This window comes from Leclercia sp. CFBP8987 (genome assembly GCF_034044995.2).
Taxonomy (GTDB): Bacteria; Pseudomonadota; Gammaproteobacteria; order Enterobacterales; family Enterobacteriaceae; genus Enterobacter; species Enterobacter tamurae.
In genome coordinates this window covers 2,462,074-2,477,211 of the sequence record NZ_CM188255.1, presented here as the reverse complement: position 1 = coordinate 2,477,211, position 15,138 = coordinate 2,462,074, and the positions used below count along the sequence as shown (strand labels likewise).

The following is a 15,138-nucleotide window of genomic DNA, read 5'->3' as shown; positions in this document are numbered from 1 at the left end:
GTTCGCTAGCGCAATGGCCGTAGAGGATGCGAATGCGGTGACGATTGCTGACTATGTTGACGATGTTCGCTCCTGGGTAAAAGTGCTTAGAAGTCAGGTACACACTCCCTGCCAGGAGGCATTTAATTCCGGTCTGAGCGCGTTGCCAGGAAGACCACCGCTGCCCCAAGGGCGACGATAAGCGTGTCTTCAATCAGGCCACTTCGGGTCTGGCCTATCTGTGCCATGGCTTTTTTACGTGCCGCAAGCGTTGCATAGGCCATTGGCACCGCGGCAGAGATGGCGATAGCGGCCCCGATTTTTTCTTCTCCTCTGGGTGCCAGCGCAGCCCCCGCAATCCCCGCGCTGGCCACGCGTGCGGACAAACCCAAAAAGACGGTGCGGTCTGGCGCTGACTTCATCTTGTCGCCAAACAGTTCACCTGCACCCATCGCTAATGCGCCAAATTTGAATAGCGGACGGTCCAGCAGCAAGAGCTTGCCCGAGGTGTCGCGCCCACTAAGGCGTGCTGCAGCAATGGCCGCCATCGGCGTCATGGAACGGCAGCTGGCGACAAGACCAATCAGGGCGGAATAAACAAAATCGGTAATTTTCATCAGTTATCTCCCGGATAAATAAAGTTTTTGTATTCAGACGGCAGTCTGCGCAGGCGCGTGGTGGCGGGTTATCAGGACCAGGGCAGCTGGCTGGACCGAATACGCCGTCGAGTCGCGTAAGGTATTCGACGAGTTAATTCCTGACCTGCTCCCCATTGATTCATACATCTTTATGAAGCAGGCAGGCGACGTAGTCGCCTTTTATGGATGGCCTTGTGACATTAGCTCAAATCATGTAGTGCCTTATCCAGCGGCGGCGTTAAAAGGATGTCCTGAAACACGACATCCAGGCCAGCCCGCTCCGGAGTACAACACATTGTACCGATCTTGACCGGACCCGGCGGAAAATAGCTCAGGCGTATTAAAGGCCACGTCTGTCCCTCTGTTGAATACTGTAGTCTCAGGCTGTCTCCTTTACGCGTGAGCCTCAGCCAGAACGCTCGCGCATCGCCGGGAAAAATGCCTGTAGCCCAGTCGGAATGGCCGAGTGTCAGCACACTGCCAATGGCGGGCGCGCCGTCGTTATATTCAATCCCCGCTTTTAACCAGTGCTGTTCATCACATATCAGCATCAGTCCGGCCTGATCGTACAGCGTGGTAAAGTCTGCGCAGATCTTGAGCTGGAAAGTAAAATCTCCCTCAACCTCAGTGGCAAAAACATGACCGGAAAAGCGTTCAAACCCGTACCAGGTTTCGCGCCAGAAATCCGTTTTGTCATCAGTGGTGACCTGTAGAGTGCCTTTCTGGCAATGCCACGTTGCAGGCTCATTTATCCAGGCGAACGATTTAAACATAACGGTTCCAAAAATGGTTATGGCTGACCGCAACGAATGCGGCTCAGAATTAAATCAGTATAGCTGTTAAGCAGTTTAACGCATTCAACAGCTTACCTGACTCCCCATGCCCCGCTGCGCTCTCCGTCCCGGTTTGATAATATCTACCGTAACCGGTCCCCTGAATGCCAATATTATTATGGAAGATTGAATATGTTTTAACACTCTGGCGGGTACCCAACCGGCTATAACCCTGTCAGGAATATCACGGGTCACGACACTACCTGCGGCAATAACAACATCATTGCCAATCTTTACTCCCGGAAGAATTACCGATCTACATCCAACCCAGACGCGGTCGCCGATAGTAACGTCATTCTCCCTCTAAGCGGACCCTTAGCGCCATATCCCCGTCCGCTCAGTACCATGAGAAGATCTGACCGAGGTTATTCCACAAGATCGCCAATCCGTTTTTTCAACCTGGCCGACAGATAGGGCGCGGTGAGGCTTTGCAGTGAGCGGCTGACCTCTTCCGGCGTGCCGGCCGCAACGAGTTGACCGCCGTTTTCGCCCGAGCCGGGTCCGAGATCGAGGATCCAGTCGGCTTCTGACGCAATCCGCATATCGTGCTCCGCCATCACCACCGTATCACCGCGCTGAACCAGCCTGTCGAGGACCCCCATCAGTTTATCCATATCTGCCGGATGCAGCCCTGTGGAGGGCTCGTCCAGCAGATAGAGCGTTTTACCTCGCTGCGCGCGCTGGAGCTCCCAGGCAAGCTTAATGCGCTGGCATTCACCGCCGGACAGCTCGGTGGCCGGCTGGCCAAGCTTCAGGTAGCCGAGGCCGAGTGAGGCAAGGGCGGCAAGGGATCGCTGGATGGTGTCGTTATTCCTGAAGACAGAGATGGCTTCGTCGACGGTGAGATCCAGCACATCCGCTATGGTTCTGTTGTGCCACCGCACCTCCAGCGTCTCGTCGTTGTAGCGACGTCCACCGCAGGCGGAACACGGCGCGCTCGCCTGAGGCATAAACATCAGCTCAATGGTGATTTGCCCCTGGCCCTCGCAGGCGGAGCAACGTCCTGCGGGCAGGTTAAAGGAAAACCGGCTGGCGTCAAAACCGCGTTTTTTCGCCTCGTCGGTTTCGGCAAAAAGCTTACGCACGGTGTCAAAAAAGCCGGTATAGGTGGCCAGATTTGAACGCGGCGTACGCCCGATAGGCCGTTGATCGATACTGACCAGACGCTTGAGGGAAGTACCACCCGCGGTGATGTGACCCTGTACGTCCGGCACCAGGCTCTCTTCCTCGTTATCTTCATCCTTCGGCGTTTTGTCGAGTCGCTGAAGCAGGGTGGGGAGCACCCGGGCCAGCAGCGTTGACTTACCCGAGCCGGACACGCCAGTGATAACGGTCATCCGTTCAAGGGGAATGCCGACATCCAGCCCGTGAAGATTATTGCAGATTATCTGCTCAAGCTTCAGCCAGTGCTCGGGAAGGCGACGCTGGCGCAGGCCCGGACGGTGCTTATCGAACAGGTAACCTGCGGTAGGTGATCGGGATATCTGTTTAAGCCCGGCGGGGGGACCGTTATAAACAATTTCGCCGCCCAGCCGTCCCGGCCCGGGACCAATCTCCGTTAGCCAGTCGGCTTCGGCGATAACGTCCAGATTGTGCTCGACGATAACCAGTGAGTTGCCAGCCTCCAGCAGTAAGCGCAGGGACTGGAGCAGGGCACGTACGTCCTCTGGGTGCAGGCCGGCTGCGGGTTCGTCAAGTACGTAGATCACGCCAAACAGCCGGGAGATAAGCTGCGTGGCCAGACGGATACGCTGCAGCTCTCCGGACGACAGCATGGTAGTCCGCCGGCCGAGAGACAGGTGACCGAGGCCCAGCTTTTCGAGCTGATCGAGGCGACCGCAGATATCGGTTGTCATCCTGATGACGGCCTCCCGGACCGCGGCCTCGCTGGAGATCTGCCGGGAACGGCCTTCGGCAAAGGGTAAAAGCAGCGCTTTGAGTTGCGTTATCGTCAGCTCACCCATTTCGGCAATGTCGTGGCCTGCAAAGGTATAAGCAAGGGCATTCTGGTTGAGCCGCTTACCCTGACACTCGTGGCACGGGGCAACGGTAATGAAGCGTGAAAGGCGTTTTTTCACCGAATCCTTACCGCCTGAGTAGCTCTGTAGCAGGTATTTTCTGGCGCTGGTATAGGTGCCGGTATAGGCGGGTTCGGTGCCTGCCGCGATCGCCTCCCGGCGCTGCTCCGCATTCAACCCCATAAAGATGGGGACCGAGGGCTGTTCGTCGGTGAAGAGGATCCACTTCCTGTCTTCTTCAGCCAGAGAATCCCACGGGGCATCGATGTTGTAGCCCAGCGAATCGAGAATTGAACGCAGATTTTTAGCCTGCCAGCCGTTGGGCCAGGAGGCTATTGCGCCTTCGCGGATGCTTCGCGACCCGTCAGGGACAAGCGCATCGTCCCTGACTTCATGGATCATTCCCATTCCCTGACAGGCGGGGCAGGCGCCCTGGGGGTTATTAGGGGAAAATGATTCGGCGGGCAGGAACGGGACGTCAGCGGGACGGAGGCCCGCGCGGGAAAACAGCAGCCTCAGGGTGACGGAGATCCGCGTCAGGCTGCCTACCGTAGAGCGCTCCTGCGCCCCGGCCCGGCTCTGCTGCAGGGCAACGGCGGGCGGCAGACCGTCTATCCCATCCACGTCCGGGGCGGAAGCCTGTTCAATCAGGCGTCGCGCGTGCGGCGCGATGGATTCCATAAACCGACGCTGCGCCTCGGCATACAGTGTGTCAAACGCCAGGGAGGATTTACCCGAGCCGGAGATCCCGGTAAATACCACCATGGCGTCGCGGGGAAAGGAGAAGGAAACATCCCTGAGATTGTGTGTTCTGGCGCCGTGTACGCTGACGCTTGTGCTGATATCCAGAGGTTGTGCGCTTATGCTTGCTGATCGTTTTTCTGATGACATGGTTTCCTCTAAGAGCTCCGTTCTGATGAAGAAAGTCGGACAGACGGCCTGAGAATAGAACTTCAAGGGTAGACCTGAGAAGCGCATCGAACAATTGTCTGTTCCGGTAATTCAGTCGTGACGAAATGGAATGTAAGGATGGGATAAGATGGCAGGACTGCAACCCCCATTTCACAGGAGAAGAGGATGAACCTGGTTGACGGTATTACAGCGTTCGTGAAGATTGCCGACCTGGGCAGTTTCGCGGCCGCAGCGCGTGAGCTGAATATCTCGCCCTCAGCCGTGAGCAAGTTGGTCAGCAAAACCGAAGAGGAGCTGGGTACCCGGCTGCTTAACCGGAACACGCGCGGCTTAAGCCTGACGCAGGAAGGGGAGATGTTTCTTGAGCGCAGCCGGGTCATTCTTGATGAATTGACGTCAGCAAAGGAAGAACTCTCGTCCATTTCAGGCGAGCCCAGAGGCAAGCTTCGCGTGAGCCTGCCCAATATGCCGTCCTTTTTCCTGCCGGTTATCAGCCGTTTTATGGCGCAATACCCGGCCGTAACTCTGGAGGTCGATCTCAGTGACAGGCTGGTAGACGTGATAGATGAGGGGTTCGACGCGGTGATACGCGTCGGGCAGCTGTCGGATTCCCGGCTGACCGCCCGTTCACTCGGCAACTGCGCCATGAATCTGGTGGCATCGCCGGACTACCTCAGGAGATATGGCGTCCCTGCGACCGTGGACGATCTCCGTTCCCATACCTGCATCCAGTACCGTTATCCCTCAAGTGGACGGACCGAGCCCTGGCCATTGCAGCATCCGGCATCCGGCGTTGTGGACGTTATCCCGTCTCTCATCTGTAATAGCACGGACGTGCGTCTCGGGCTGGCGCTCGATAGTAAAGGTATTGCCTTTATGCCGGGGCTGCTGACGGAGAAATATATTGCATCAGGCGAACTGGACGTTGTGCTGGTAAATATCGTGGAACAAAATTATGAAATGAATCTGGTCTGGCCCACTAATAAATATGCGCCCTCAAGACTCAAAGCCTTTACTGATTTTATAGTGAATTATTTTACCGACAGGTAATACTGATTTAAAAAATGCTCTCTTTCATTCAATATCCTGTCTGAAAGAGAGGACAAATAAATCAAACCAGTTTCAGCATGATCGCGCTGAAGATAATAAGAGAAATACTAAGACCCTTACGCAGGTGGATTTTGTCATCGTTAATAAACACACCCACCGCCACCGCACCGACGGCACCCACCCCCGTAAAAATGGCATAGGCCACGGAGAGTGGGATCTCACGCATGGAGATACTCAGGGCGCTGAGTGCAACGGCAAAGAGTAAAATTGTGGCCAGAAGGAACATAACCTTACGACTTACACTGCCTGCATTAGCATAACCGTTGAGCGTGGAGATACCTGCAACCTCAAAGCATCCAGCCACGAATAAAATAATATAAGAGATCATGACTTTGCTCCTTTCACGCCAATCACGCCCAGCATCAAAGTAACAACAAAAACGATACGAAGGAGTTCCGGCTGACCTCCGTGAGACAAGGTGTCTGCCATTTCGATGAGGACGACAAACAGGGTGCCGAGTCCGGTGTAAACCACGTAGGCAATACTCGCTCCGACATAGTTGAACGAAAGCATGAAGATGCCGAAACTGGCCACCACGCACACGACGGTTAAAAAGATTTCTACAGTGCCTTCAGCGTGTTTAAGCCCGTAAGCCCATGCGCATTCAAACAGCGCGCCAATAATAATAAGGAGTAAACCTTTTGTATTCATAACGACCTTCTGATTTTATTATGATGCCTGAATTTCTGGAATTAAATAATTTAATGGCTATTTTTGCGGATTATCCCGGGGCGTGAAAGAACGGGAAAAATAATAAGGTGAGGGGGTGATTCAGGCAATACGAATAAAGTGAATTTCAGAAGTGACAAAATGGAAAAGCCGGGCGCGCTTCGCTTGCCCGGCCTACGCTCGAACTAAACCTTACAGCTCTCTGCGAATAATCTCCGCGCCGGCGCTTAACGCATTGAGCTTGCCGTTAGCCACCTGGCGGGATAACGGCGCCATTCCGCAGTTGGTGGAAGGGTAGAGCTTGTCAGCATCAACGAACTGCAGCGCTTTACGTAAGGTATTGGCAACCTCTTCCGGCGTCTCGATGGTATTGGTTGCCACGTCGATGGCACCCACCATCACTTTCTTACCGCGGATCAGCTCCAGCAGATCCATCGGCACGTGGGAGTTATGGCACTCCAGCGAGATGATATCGATATTCGAGGTCTGCAGTTTCGGGAACGCCTCTTCATATTGCCGCCACTCTGAGCCCAGGGTCTTTTTCCAGTCGGTATTGGCTTTGATGCCATAGCCGTAGCAGATATGTACCGCCGTTTCGCATTTCAGCCCCTCGATGGCTCGCTCTAACGCGGCGATGCCCCAGTCATTGACCTCGTCGAAGAACACGTTAAAGGCTGGTTCATCAAACTGGATGATATCCACACCCGCTGCCTCTAACTCTCTGGCTTCCTGGTTGAGAATTTTGGCGAACTCCCAGGCCAGCTTTTCACGGCTTTTATAGTGGTTGTCATAGAGGGTGTCGATCATCGTCATCGGACCCGGCAGCGCCCATTTAATCGGCTGGGTGGTGAGCTGACGGAGATATTTAGCATCCTCAACAAACACCGGCTTCTGGCGGGCGACAGCACCCACTACCGTCGGCACGCTGGCATCATAGCGATTACGGATTTTAACCACTTCGCGCTTCTCAAAATCGACGCCGCTGAGGTGCTCAATAAACGTGGTGACGAAATGCTGACGCGTTTGCTCACCATCGCTGACAATATCAATCCCCGCCCGCAGCTGATCGTCGAGGGATAAACGCAGCGCATCCTGCTTACCGGCGAGTAATTCCTCGTTTTCCAGCTTCCAGGGGGACCACAGGGTCTCAGGTTGGGCAAGCCAGGACGGTTTAGGCAAGCTGCCGGCTGTAGACGTGGGGAGCAATGTTTTCATAACAGGTGACCTTATATTTTTAATGAATCAACGCGCGTACTGAGCAGACCATTGCTCAAGAATATTCTTGTACGGGGTGATGAAGTGTTTCTCAGTAAACTTGCCCTGCTCAATCGCTAACTGGCTACGCTCTTCGCGATCGTAAACAATCTTGGTTAAGGAGTGATCCTGGTTCGTCAGGCTGGGCTGATAATAGTGCCCGGCAACCGAGTTCGCGTTGTAAATCTCAGGCCGGTAGATTTTCTGGAACGTCTCCATGGTGCTGATGGTGCCGATCAGCTCAATAAAGCTGTAGTCATTCAGTAAATCGCCGATGAAAAAGAACGCCAGCGGGGCGGCACTGTTTGGCGGCATAAAATAGCGCACCTGCAGGCCCATTTTTTTGAAGTACGCTTCCGTAAGGGACGACCCCTGCTGCTGATATTCGATGCCTAACACCGGATGTTCATTCCCGATGCGCTGATAGACATTTTTATTAGAGACGCTGAGGCAGATCACCGGCGGCTTGTTAAAGTTCTGCTGGTACGCTTCTGAATTCACGAAATGCTTGAAGATATTGCCATGCAACGCGCCAAAATCCTGCGGAATGCTGAACTCGGTCTGCTGCTTATTGTGATCCGGCAGCAAGACGCTGAAATCATAATCGCGGACGTAGGAAGAGAAGTTATTCCCGACAATACCTTCAATACGCTCGTTGGTTTGTTTATCGACAATATTGGTTTTTAATATTTCGATTGCCGGGAAGGTGAAGCGGTTATCTTCCGAAGCAATATTCATCTCAACAGAGATAATGTCCAGCTCAACGGTATAACGATCGCCTTTGGGGTTATCCCAGTGGGCGAGGGCGTTAAAACGATTATCGATCATCGCTAAGGTATTACGCAGGTTCTGCTGGCGGTTGTCGCCCCGGGCCAGATTGGCAAAGTTAGTGGTAATGCGCGTGTTTTCTGAGGGATTGTAATTCTCATCGAACCGACTGCGTTTGATCGTAAAGGTGAAGTCTTTATTCATCGTCATCTCACTTCCTGAGCGCTGGCATAAAGAGTGAAACGATTCCATTTCACTCTTTATGTTACTGATACGTTAATGCATCTTTTATGCCAGAGCCCCGGAACGAGTGAAAGCGACTAAATTTCACTACAACATGAGCCATCTTCATGATCGCTGAACCGATCAGTCAATTTTCTCCGAACGCTGCTCCAGATCCAGCGCGCTGGCACTGGCCGGATCGAATAATGAGAGACTTTCAATTTGATCCAACATAATCACTTTTCGAAAGGCCATCGCGCTTCTGGGCTGGGAGTCGAGGGTGATGTCATGGTCGGCATACCACTTGCTGTAATTATGCTCAATGCACAGGTTCAGCGTCGTACCGTCACGGTAGCCGCTGAGCATCGGGATCAGCACGATATTGGCCGTCTTTTCGTATTCCAGCGTCGCGGTATGGATCATACCGATGTAAATGCGTCGCGACTTGAGGGTCACCAGCGCCAGTTCACCTTCCTCCATACACTGATACAGCAACTGCTCGATACCGCTTGATTGCGACAGGCGTTTATACAGCTGTTTCCGGCCTTCGCCGTCCAGCCTGGCGCTGCCCGCCCAGTTAGAGCGATAAAGACAAAACAGGATGGCAAAGGCCAGCATTATCACCACCGGCGCCTGGATGCCCAGAAAGCTCCAGTTCATAAAATCCACTTGCCAGTTAGCGTCGGGCTGCGCAGTAAGATGGAAGGTATTGGCAGCCCAGGAGACCCCGAGCAGCAGCAGCCAGAGCAGGCCAGTGGCGATCACCCCCTGCAGGACGAAAATACAGCCATACAGCGCGACCAGAAAATAGACATCCCAGCCAAAAGAACGCTTAATTTTAAACCGGGTGGAGAGGTCGCGGCTGGTGTACCAGTATCCGCACACCATCAACACCATAAATATCGCCGTTCCCATATCAGGCCCTCTTCAGCGCGTTAACATGGCGCAGAAAGTCCTCACGCACCTCTTTGCTCTTGTAGTTGACCGAGGCGTTACCGTCCTGATCGATAATAATACGGTCGCCGTCCTCGACGGCTTCAATGATTTCCTGCTGACTCATTACCTGCAGCAATGACTCCGGGCTGGAGAAGATCGACATGACCAAACGTCTCATCGCGGGGCATCCTTATAAACAAAAAGGTTAAGTCTGGCCGATCCCGGCTGGGGCTGCCTTAAGGTTATGCTGAAAATTTCCCTTACGGGTACACCTGAATAAATCCCGCTTCACACCCTCATGACGCGCGAAACCCACCATAATTAGTAGGGTTAAACAACGCCAGGGGATAATCATGAAGGTCACAATCGATGAATTTAAAACGCACTTCCAGGGGGAAGTGCTTCTTCCGGACGATGCTGGCTACGACGAGGTGCGCCAGATCTGGAACGCCATGGTCGACCGCAAACCCGCAGTAATCGCACGCTGCGCGTCAACGGAAGATGTTATTCAGGCCATTCAGTTTGGTCGCACGCAAAATCTGCTCATTTCGATCCGCGGAGGAGGACACAACATCGCCGGCAACGCCGTGTGCGACGACGGGCTGATGATCGACCTCTCGCTGATGAAGGACGTGCAGGTAGACCCGACCACCCGAACGGCCAGCGTCGGGCCCGGCTGCACGCTGGGGGATTTTGATCGGGCGGTGCAGGCTCATGGCCTCGCCACGCCGCTGGGCATCAATTCGACCACCGGGGTGGCTGGCCTGACGCTCGGGGGCGGTTTCGGCTGGCTGAGTCGCAAGTACGGCATGACCATAGACAACCTGCTCTCGGCGGAAGTGGTCACGGCAGATGGCCGACAGCTTTATGCCAGCGAATCAGAAAACGCGGATCTCTTCTGGGGCCTGCGGGGCGGGGGCGGTAACTTCGGGGTAGTAACACGCTTTGACTTCCGGCTCCATCCCGTTGGACCGGACGTGCTGAGCGGGCTGATCGTCTTTCCGTTTGAAGAGGCAAAGCAGGTGATCACCCAGTTTGCCCGCTTCACCTGTAGCATGCCGGAAGAGCTCAATGTCTGGATGGTCACCCGCAAGGCACCACCGCTGCCTTTCCTGCCTGACGCGTTTCACGGGAAAGAGATGGTGGCGCTCGCCCTGTGCTATGTCGGCCATCCTGAAATGGGAGCGCAACTTATCGCGCCGCTGCGCGACTTCGGGACGGTGATTGGCGAGCACGTCGGCGTGCAGCCCTATGTCGCCTGGCAGCAGGCATTCGATCCGCTGCTGGCGAAAGGGGCGCGCAACTACTGGAAGTCACACAACTTCACGCAAATCAGCGACGGGGTGATCGATGCCATCGTCGACTACGCGGCCAGACTGCCGTCACCGCACTGTGAAATATTTATCGGGACGATTGGCGGTGAGACGACCCGCATCGCCCCCGAGGCCATGGCCTACTCCAGCCGGGATGCGAATTACGTGATGAACGTACATGGCCGCTGGGAAACCGCCGCCGAGGATGAGCGCTGCATCGCCTGGGCGCGGGCGTTCTTCGCCCAATCCCAGCCCTTTGCCAGCAGCGGGGCCTATATTAACTTCCTCACTCAAGAGGAGACCGACCGCATCGCCTTCGCCTACGGTGCGACCTGGAACCGGCTGGTGGAGATCAAGAGCAAGTATGACCCGACAAATCTGTTCCGGATGAATCAGAACATCAAGCCGGTATGAGGTCGGGCAGGACGCATCAGCTAAGCCAGTCCGCAGCGAGTCGGACTGGCGTTTAGCGTTAACCGGGATCAGTTCTCTTCAGATTCACTTTCCGCGTCGTTATCGCCACCAAAACTGAGCAGTTCGGAGACTTTCATATTGCCGATCTCCTCCGCTTTCTGCTTAACGCTGTCGATTTGCTTGTTCGTCTCTTCCGACAGGGTAGAGGTGAGGGCGCTCTGTTTAGCTTTTTCCATTTCGCTGTTCACGGAGTGGGTTAACGCCTCTACCGAGGCATTCGCCTCCTGAGTTGTCTCTTCAACTTTGGATTTCGCTTCCTGCGAGAGCTCCATATCACAGCCCGCGAGGAGAACGCTTCCCGCAAGAAGGAGTGCCGGGGTAAGTTTGATCATAGTGGTGCAGGCCTTTTTCATTATCCGGACGTGTCGCAACGTCGTGGTGATGGTATTTGCCAACATGATGACATGCCGCTTTGATATTTATTCGAGCGCTAAAGTAAGAAAGCGCAAAGTTGGGTAAGCCAGTGGGACGCCACCTTTACCGGGCTGCGCAGAGATCACGGTTTACATCGCTGTAGCAGATCGCATACCATACCCCCCTACAGTATCCAGGAGCCCCTCCCATGCCACATTCACCTGAAGATAAAAAACGTGTCCTGACGCGCGTGCGCCGCATTCGCGGGCAGGTCGATGCCCTGGAGCGGGCGCTCGAATCCGGCGAACCCTGCCTCGCCATCCTGCAGCAGATCGCCGCGGTGCGCGGGGCGGCAAACGGGTTGATGGGCGAGATGGTTGAAATTCACCTCAAAGATGAGCTGGTGACGGGCGAGACTACCGCCGATCAGCGGGCCGTCAGAATGGCAGAAGTCGGTCATTTGCTGCGCTCTTATCTAAAATAAACACCTGACATCACTAAAAGGAAAGCAAGATGAAATCACGTGCAGCTGTTGCATTTGGCCCAGGCCAGCCGCTGAAAATTGTTGAGATTGATGTGGCACCGCCGAAGAAAGGCGAAGTGCTGGTCAAAATCACCCACACCGGCGTGTGCCACACCGATGCGTTTACCCTGTCGGGTGACGATCCGGAAGGCGTTTTCCCGGCGGTGCTCGGCCATGAAGGCGGCGGCGTGGTGGTGGAAGTCGGTGAGGGCGTCACCAGCCTGCAGCCGGGCGATCACGTCATCCCGCTGTACACCGCCGAGTGTCGCGAGTGTAAGTTCTGTAAATCCGGCAAAACCAACCTCTGCCAGGCGGTTCGCGCCACCCAGGGTAAAGGCCTGATGCCGGACGGCACCACCCGTTTCTCCTATAACGGCGAGCCGATCTATCACTACATGGGCACCAGCACCTTCAGCGAATACACCGTGTGTGCAGAAATTTCTCTGGCGAAAGTGAACCCGCAGGCACCGCTGGATAAAGTCTGCCTGCTGGGCTGCGGCGTCACCACCGGGATTGGTGCCGTGCACAATACCGCCAAAGTAAAAGAGGGCGATACCGTCGCGGTATTCGGTCTGGGCGGGATCGGTCTGGCGGTGATCCAGGGTGCGGTGCAGGCGAAAGCCGGACGCATTCTGGCCGTGGATACCAACCCGGAGAAATTCAAGCTGGCCGGAGAAATGGGCGCGACCGATTTCATCAACCCGAACGACTACGACAAGCCGGTGCAGGAGGTGATTGTTGACCTCACCGACGGCGGCGTCGACTTCAGCTTCGAGTGCATCGGTAACGTCAACGTGATGCGTGCGGCGCTGGAGTGCTGCCACAAGGGCTGGGGCGAAAGCGTCATCATCGGCGTGGCCGGGGCCGGGCAGGAGATCAAAACCCGTCCGTTCCAGCTGGTCACCGGTCGCGTCTGGCGTGGTTCTGCCTTTGGCGGCGTCAAAGGCCGTACCCAGCTGCCGGGCATGGTAGAAGATGCGATGGCGGGCAAAATTCAGCTCGATCCGTTCATTACCCACCGTCTGCCGCTGGACCAGATCAACGAAGCGTTCGATCTGATGCATGAAGGTAAATCTATCCGCACCGTTATCCATTTCGGCGATAACTGATCGATCTTCTCTCCCGCTGTGCCTTTACGGGCAGCGGGACGACATTTCTTTAAAAATCATTGCGAAAGTGTGACCCGTGTTGCGATCTTAGCCGTAATCAAATTCCTTGTAGTGCCGATGACTATTTTACAGGCGTGTTTGCACGCATCTTACCTCTAAGAGAGTCAACGGCTATGGACAAAACAACAACAGTTCGGGCGCAACATAAGCTGGGCTTCCTGCATCACATCAGGCTGCTTCCGCTTATCTCCTCGATTTTGGGTGGTATTATTTTGCTGTTTGCCCTGAGCGCCGGGCTGGCAGGCTATTTTTTACTGCAGGCTGATAAGGACCTGCGGGATGTGACCGCTGAAATCCAGGTGCGTACCGGGTTATCCAACAGTTCAAACCACCTGCGCACGGCGCGTATCAACATGATCCACGCGGGTGCCGCCAGCCGTATCGCGGAAATGGAGGCGATGAAAAAGAACATCGCCGAAGCAGAACAACGTATTAAACAGTCCCAGGCAGGCTTTGCCGCCTATATGGATCGCGGCGTTCGCACCCCGGCGGATGAAGCGCTGGATGGCGAACTGAAATCGAACTATCAGGCCTACATCGACGGCCTGCAGCCGATGCTGAAATATGCCAAAAACGGCATGTTCGAAGCCATCATCAACCATGAAAATGAGTCGGCGCGTCCGCTGGATGACGCCTATAACGTGGTGCTGCTGAAGGCGATTAAGATCCGTACTGACCGCGCAAATATGTTGACCGAAGAGGCGCACACCCGCACCCAGATGGGGCTGATCTTTATGGTCGGTGCCATTGGTCTGGCGCTGGTGATGACGGTGCTTACATTTATCGTGCTGCGTCGCACGGTGATTAACCCGCTGCAGCGCGCGGCGAATCGCATTGCCCATATCGCCAAAGGCGACCTGACCCTGGCCGACGATCTCACCGGACGCAGCGAAATTGGCCGTCTGACCCACGACCTGCAAACCATGCAGCGTTCACTGGTGGGTACCGTTGGCACCGTGCGTCAGGGCGCGGAAGAGATCTACCGCGGCACCAGCGAAATCTCGGCCGGGAACACCGATCTCTCATCCCGTACCGAACAGCAGGCCGCTGCCATTGAGCAGACGGCAGCCAGCATGGAGCAGCTGACCGCCACCGTGAAGCAGAACGCCGACAACGCGCATCACGCCAGCAAACTGGCGGAAGATGCTTCCGGTAAAGCCAGCCGTGGCGGCCAGATGGTCTCCGGGGTGGTGAAAACCATGGGCAACATCTCCACCAGCTCGAAGAAAATTTCTGAGATCACCGCGGTGATCAACAGCATCGCTTTCCAGACCAACATCCTGGCGCTGAACGCCGCGGTGGAAGCGGCCCGCGCCGGTGAGCAGGGCCGTGGGTTTGCGGTGGTTGCCAGCGAAGTGCGTACGCTGGCCAGCCGCAGCGCCAACGCTGCGAAAGAGATTGAAGGGCTGATCAACGAGTCGGTGTCGCTGATTGACCAGGGCTCCGGGGAAGTGGTTGCTGCTGGTAACACCATGAGCGAGATCGTGGACGCGGTGAAACGCGTGACCGATATTATGCTGGAGATCGCCGCCGCCTCTGACGAGCAGAGTCGTGGCATTGTGCAGGTCAGCCAGGCGATTTCGGAGATGGATAAAGTGACCCAGCAGAACGCCTCGCTGGTGGAAGAAGCCTCCGCCGCCGCCGCCTCGCTGGAAGATCAGGCTGCCCGTCTGACCGAAGCAGTGGGTACCTTCCGTCTGCACGGTATGACCCAGACCCGCAGCAGCAGCACAGTTGTCCCGGCCACGGCAGCTGCACCGCTGCGCCCGGCCGTTGCCGATGGGGATAACTGGGAAACTTTCTGATCCCAGCGCGTATCCTGCCCGGTGGCGGCTACGCCTTACCGGGCCTACAAACCGTAGGCCCGTGCAAGCGAAGCGCCGCCGGGCAAAAAGGGTTCATGTTTCGACATGAACCCTTTTTTATTCCCCGCTATGCTGGTTGTAAGGGCTGAAGAGGAACAGGC

General features: G+C 55.5%; 16 protein-coding genes. 5 read left to right on the top strand and 11 right to left on the bottom strand.

The window, feature by feature from the left end; translation table 11 throughout:
* Positions 1 to 122 precede the first annotated feature (122 nt).
* The 4 genes from SOM40_RS11940 to SOM40_RS11925 form a co-directional block, all read right to left on the bottom strand.
* On the bottom strand, positions 123 to 596 hold the full coding sequence (locus SOM40_RS11940; protein ID WP_106993011.1) for a hypothetical protein: 474 nt from the start codon (positions 594 to 596) through the stop codon (positions 123 to 125).
* A 221-nt stretch (positions 597 to 817) separates the two neighbouring features.
* The gene (locus tag SOM40_RS11935; protein WP_106993010.1) at positions 818 to 1,390 is read right to left on the bottom strand and encodes a DUF1349 domain-containing protein; all 573 of its coding nucleotides are present in this window, start codon (positions 1,388 to 1,390) and stop codon (positions 818 to 820) included.
* Positions 1,391 to 1,474: 84 nt separating this feature from the next.
* On the bottom strand, positions 1,475 to 1,699 hold the full coding sequence (locus SOM40_RS11930) for a hypothetical protein (RefSeq protein WP_501050861.1): 225 nt from the start codon (positions 1,697 to 1,699) through the stop codon (positions 1,475 to 1,477).
* 116 nt (positions 1,700 to 1,815) lie between these two features.
* Complete coding sequence (locus tag SOM40_RS11925) at positions 1,816 to 4,233, bottom strand: excinuclease ABC subunit UvrA (RefSeq protein WP_414672301.1); 2,418 nt, start codon at positions 4,231 to 4,233, stop codon at positions 1,816 to 1,818.
* Between the two features lie 312 nt (positions 4,234 to 4,545).
* On the opposite strand from SOM40_RS11925, the gene SOM40_RS11920 reads away from it, so the two are divergent.
* Positions 4,546 to 5,430: a LysR family transcriptional regulator gene (locus tag SOM40_RS11920; protein ID WP_320531118.1), complete on the top strand. Its 885-nt coding sequence runs from the start codon at positions 4,546 to 4,548 to the stop codon at positions 5,428 to 5,430.
* A 61-nt stretch (positions 5,431 to 5,491) separates the two neighbouring features.
* On the opposite strand, the gene SOM40_RS11915 is transcribed toward SOM40_RS11920, so the two are convergent.
* The 6 genes from SOM40_RS11915 to SOM40_RS11890 form a co-directional block, all read right to left on the bottom strand.
* Positions 5,492 to 5,818 carry a DMT family transporter gene (locus SOM40_RS11915; protein WP_312186783.1) on the bottom strand — a complete coding sequence of 109 codons (327 nt, stop codon included), beginning with the start codon at positions 5,816 to 5,818 and terminating at the stop codon, positions 5,492 to 5,494.
* Positions 5,815 to 6,141 (bottom strand): DMT family transporter, encoded by a 327-nt coding sequence (locus SOM40_RS11910; RefSeq protein ID WP_106993006.1) that lies wholly within the window; start codon positions 6,139 to 6,141, stop codon positions 5,815 to 5,817. Before SOM40_RS11910 ends, SOM40_RS11915 begins: the two co-directional genes overlap by 4 nt.
* A gap of 210 nt (positions 6,142 to 6,351) precedes the next feature.
* Entirely contained in the window at positions 6,352 to 7,374 is a 1,023-nt protein-coding gene (locus SOM40_RS11905; protein ID WP_106993005.1) for a methionine synthase, read from the bottom strand.
* A gap of 27 nt (positions 7,375 to 7,401) precedes the next feature.
* Positions 7,402 to 8,385, bottom strand: coding sequence for a DUF1852 domain-containing protein (locus SOM40_RS11900; RefSeq protein WP_106993545.1), 984 nt, complete (start codon positions 8,383 to 8,385; stop codon positions 7,402 to 7,404).
* A gap of 162 nt (positions 8,386 to 8,547) precedes the next feature.
* Positions 8,548 to 9,318 (bottom strand): hypothetical protein, encoded by a 771-nt coding sequence (locus tag SOM40_RS11895; RefSeq protein ID WP_106993004.1) that lies wholly within the window; start codon positions 9,316 to 9,318, stop codon positions 8,548 to 8,550.
* 1 nt (position 9,319) lies between these two features.
* Positions 9,320 to 9,517, bottom strand: a complete 198-nt coding sequence (locus tag SOM40_RS11890) for a hypothetical protein (RefSeq protein ID WP_106993003.1) — start codon at positions 9,515 to 9,517, stop codon at positions 9,320 to 9,322.
* 175 nt (positions 9,518 to 9,692) lie between these two features.
* Between SOM40_RS11890 and SOM40_RS11885 the strand changes: the two genes are divergently transcribed.
* Positions 9,693 to 11,066 carry an FAD-binding oxidoreductase gene (locus tag SOM40_RS11885; protein WP_320531117.1) on the top strand — a complete coding sequence of 458 codons (1,374 nt, stop codon included), beginning with the start codon at positions 9,693 to 9,695 and terminating at the stop codon, positions 11,064 to 11,066.
* A gap of 68 nt (positions 11,067 to 11,134) precedes the next feature.
* Here the strand turns inward: SOM40_RS11885 and SOM40_RS11880 are convergent, their stop codons facing one another.
* Positions 11,135 to 11,458 carry a hypothetical protein gene (locus SOM40_RS11880; RefSeq protein WP_146145505.1) on the bottom strand — a complete coding sequence of 108 codons (324 nt, stop codon included), beginning with the start codon at positions 11,456 to 11,458 and terminating at the stop codon, positions 11,135 to 11,137.
* A 230-nt stretch (positions 11,459 to 11,688) separates the two neighbouring features.
* On the opposite strand from SOM40_RS11880, the gene SOM40_RS11875 reads away from it, so the two are divergent.
* The 3 genes from SOM40_RS11875 (at position 11,689) to SOM40_RS11865 (ending at position 14,977) form a co-directional block, all read left to right on the top strand.
* Positions 11,689 to 11,964, top strand: coding sequence for a metal/formaldehyde-sensitive transcriptional repressor (locus tag SOM40_RS11875; protein ID WP_032610935.1), 276 nt, complete (start codon positions 11,689 to 11,691; stop codon positions 11,962 to 11,964).
* A gap of 29 nt (positions 11,965 to 11,993) precedes the next feature.
* Entirely contained in the window at positions 11,994 to 13,112 is a 1,119-nt protein-coding gene (locus SOM40_RS11870) for an S-(hydroxymethyl)glutathione dehydrogenase/class III alcohol dehydrogenase (RefSeq protein WP_106993000.1), read from the top strand.
* 173 nt (positions 13,113 to 13,285) lie between these two features.
* Positions 13,286 to 14,977 carry a methyl-accepting chemotaxis protein gene (locus tag SOM40_RS11865; RefSeq protein ID WP_312996055.1) on the top strand — a complete coding sequence of 564 codons (1,692 nt, stop codon included), beginning with the start codon at positions 13,286 to 13,288 and terminating at the stop codon, positions 14,975 to 14,977.
* Positions 14,978 to 15,138: the final 161 nt, after the last annotated feature.

Bases quoted from the DNA above. Each gene is read 5' to 3' on its own strand.
- SOM40_RS11940 (WP_106993011.1), bottom strand. From the start codon at position 596: ATGAAAATTACCGATTTTGTTTATTCCGCCCTGATTGGTCTTGTCGCC.
- SOM40_RS11880 (WP_146145505.1), bottom strand. From the start codon at position 11,458: ATGATCAAACTTACCCCGGCACTCCTTCTTGCGGGAAGCGTTCTCCTC.
- SOM40_RS11920 (WP_320531118.1), top strand. From the start codon at position 4,546: ATGAACCTGGTTGACGGTATTACAGCGTTCGTGAAGATTGCCGACCTG.
- SOM40_RS11870 (WP_106993000.1), top strand. From the start codon at position 11,994: ATGAAATCACGTGCAGCTGTTGCATTTGGCCCAGGCCAGCCGCTGAAA.
- SOM40_RS11885 (WP_320531117.1), top strand. From the start codon at position 9,693: ATGAAGGTCACAATCGATGAATTTAAAACGCACTTCCAGGGGGAAGTG.
- SOM40_RS11910 (WP_106993006.1), bottom strand. From the start codon at position 6,141: ATGAATACAAAAGGTTTACTCCTTATTATTATTGGCGCGCTGTTTGAA.
- SOM40_RS11900 (WP_106993545.1), bottom strand. From the start codon at position 8,385: ATGAATAAAGACTTCACCTTTACGATCAAACGCAGTCGGTTCGATGAG.
- SOM40_RS11915 (WP_312186783.1), bottom strand. From the start codon at position 5,818: ATGATCTCTTATATTATTTTATTCGTGGCTGGATGCTTTGAGGTTGCA.
- SOM40_RS11890 (WP_106993003.1), bottom strand. From the start codon at position 9,517: ATGAGACGTTTGGTCATGTCGATCTTCTCCAGCCCGGAGTCATTGCTG.
- SOM40_RS11925 (WP_414672301.1), bottom strand. From the start codon at position 4,233: ATGGTGGTATTTACCGGGATCTCCGGCTCGGGTAAATCCTCCCTGGCG.
- SOM40_RS11875 (WP_032610935.1), top strand. From the start codon at position 11,689: ATGCCACATTCACCTGAAGATAAAAAACGTGTCCTGACGCGCGTGCGC.
- SOM40_RS11905 (WP_106993005.1), bottom strand. From the start codon at position 7,374: ATGAAAACATTGCTCCCCACGTCTACAGCCGGCAGCTTGCCTAAACCG.
- SOM40_RS11895 (WP_106993004.1), bottom strand. From the start codon at position 9,318: ATGGGAACGGCGATATTTATGGTGTTGATGGTGTGCGGATACTGGTAC.
- SOM40_RS11935 (WP_106993010.1), bottom strand. From the start codon at position 1,390: ATGTTTAAATCGTTCGCCTGGATAAATGAGCCTGCAACGTGGCATTGC.
- SOM40_RS11865 (WP_312996055.1), top strand. From the start codon at position 13,286: ATGGACAAAACAACAACAGTTCGGGCGCAACATAAGCTGGGCTTCCTG.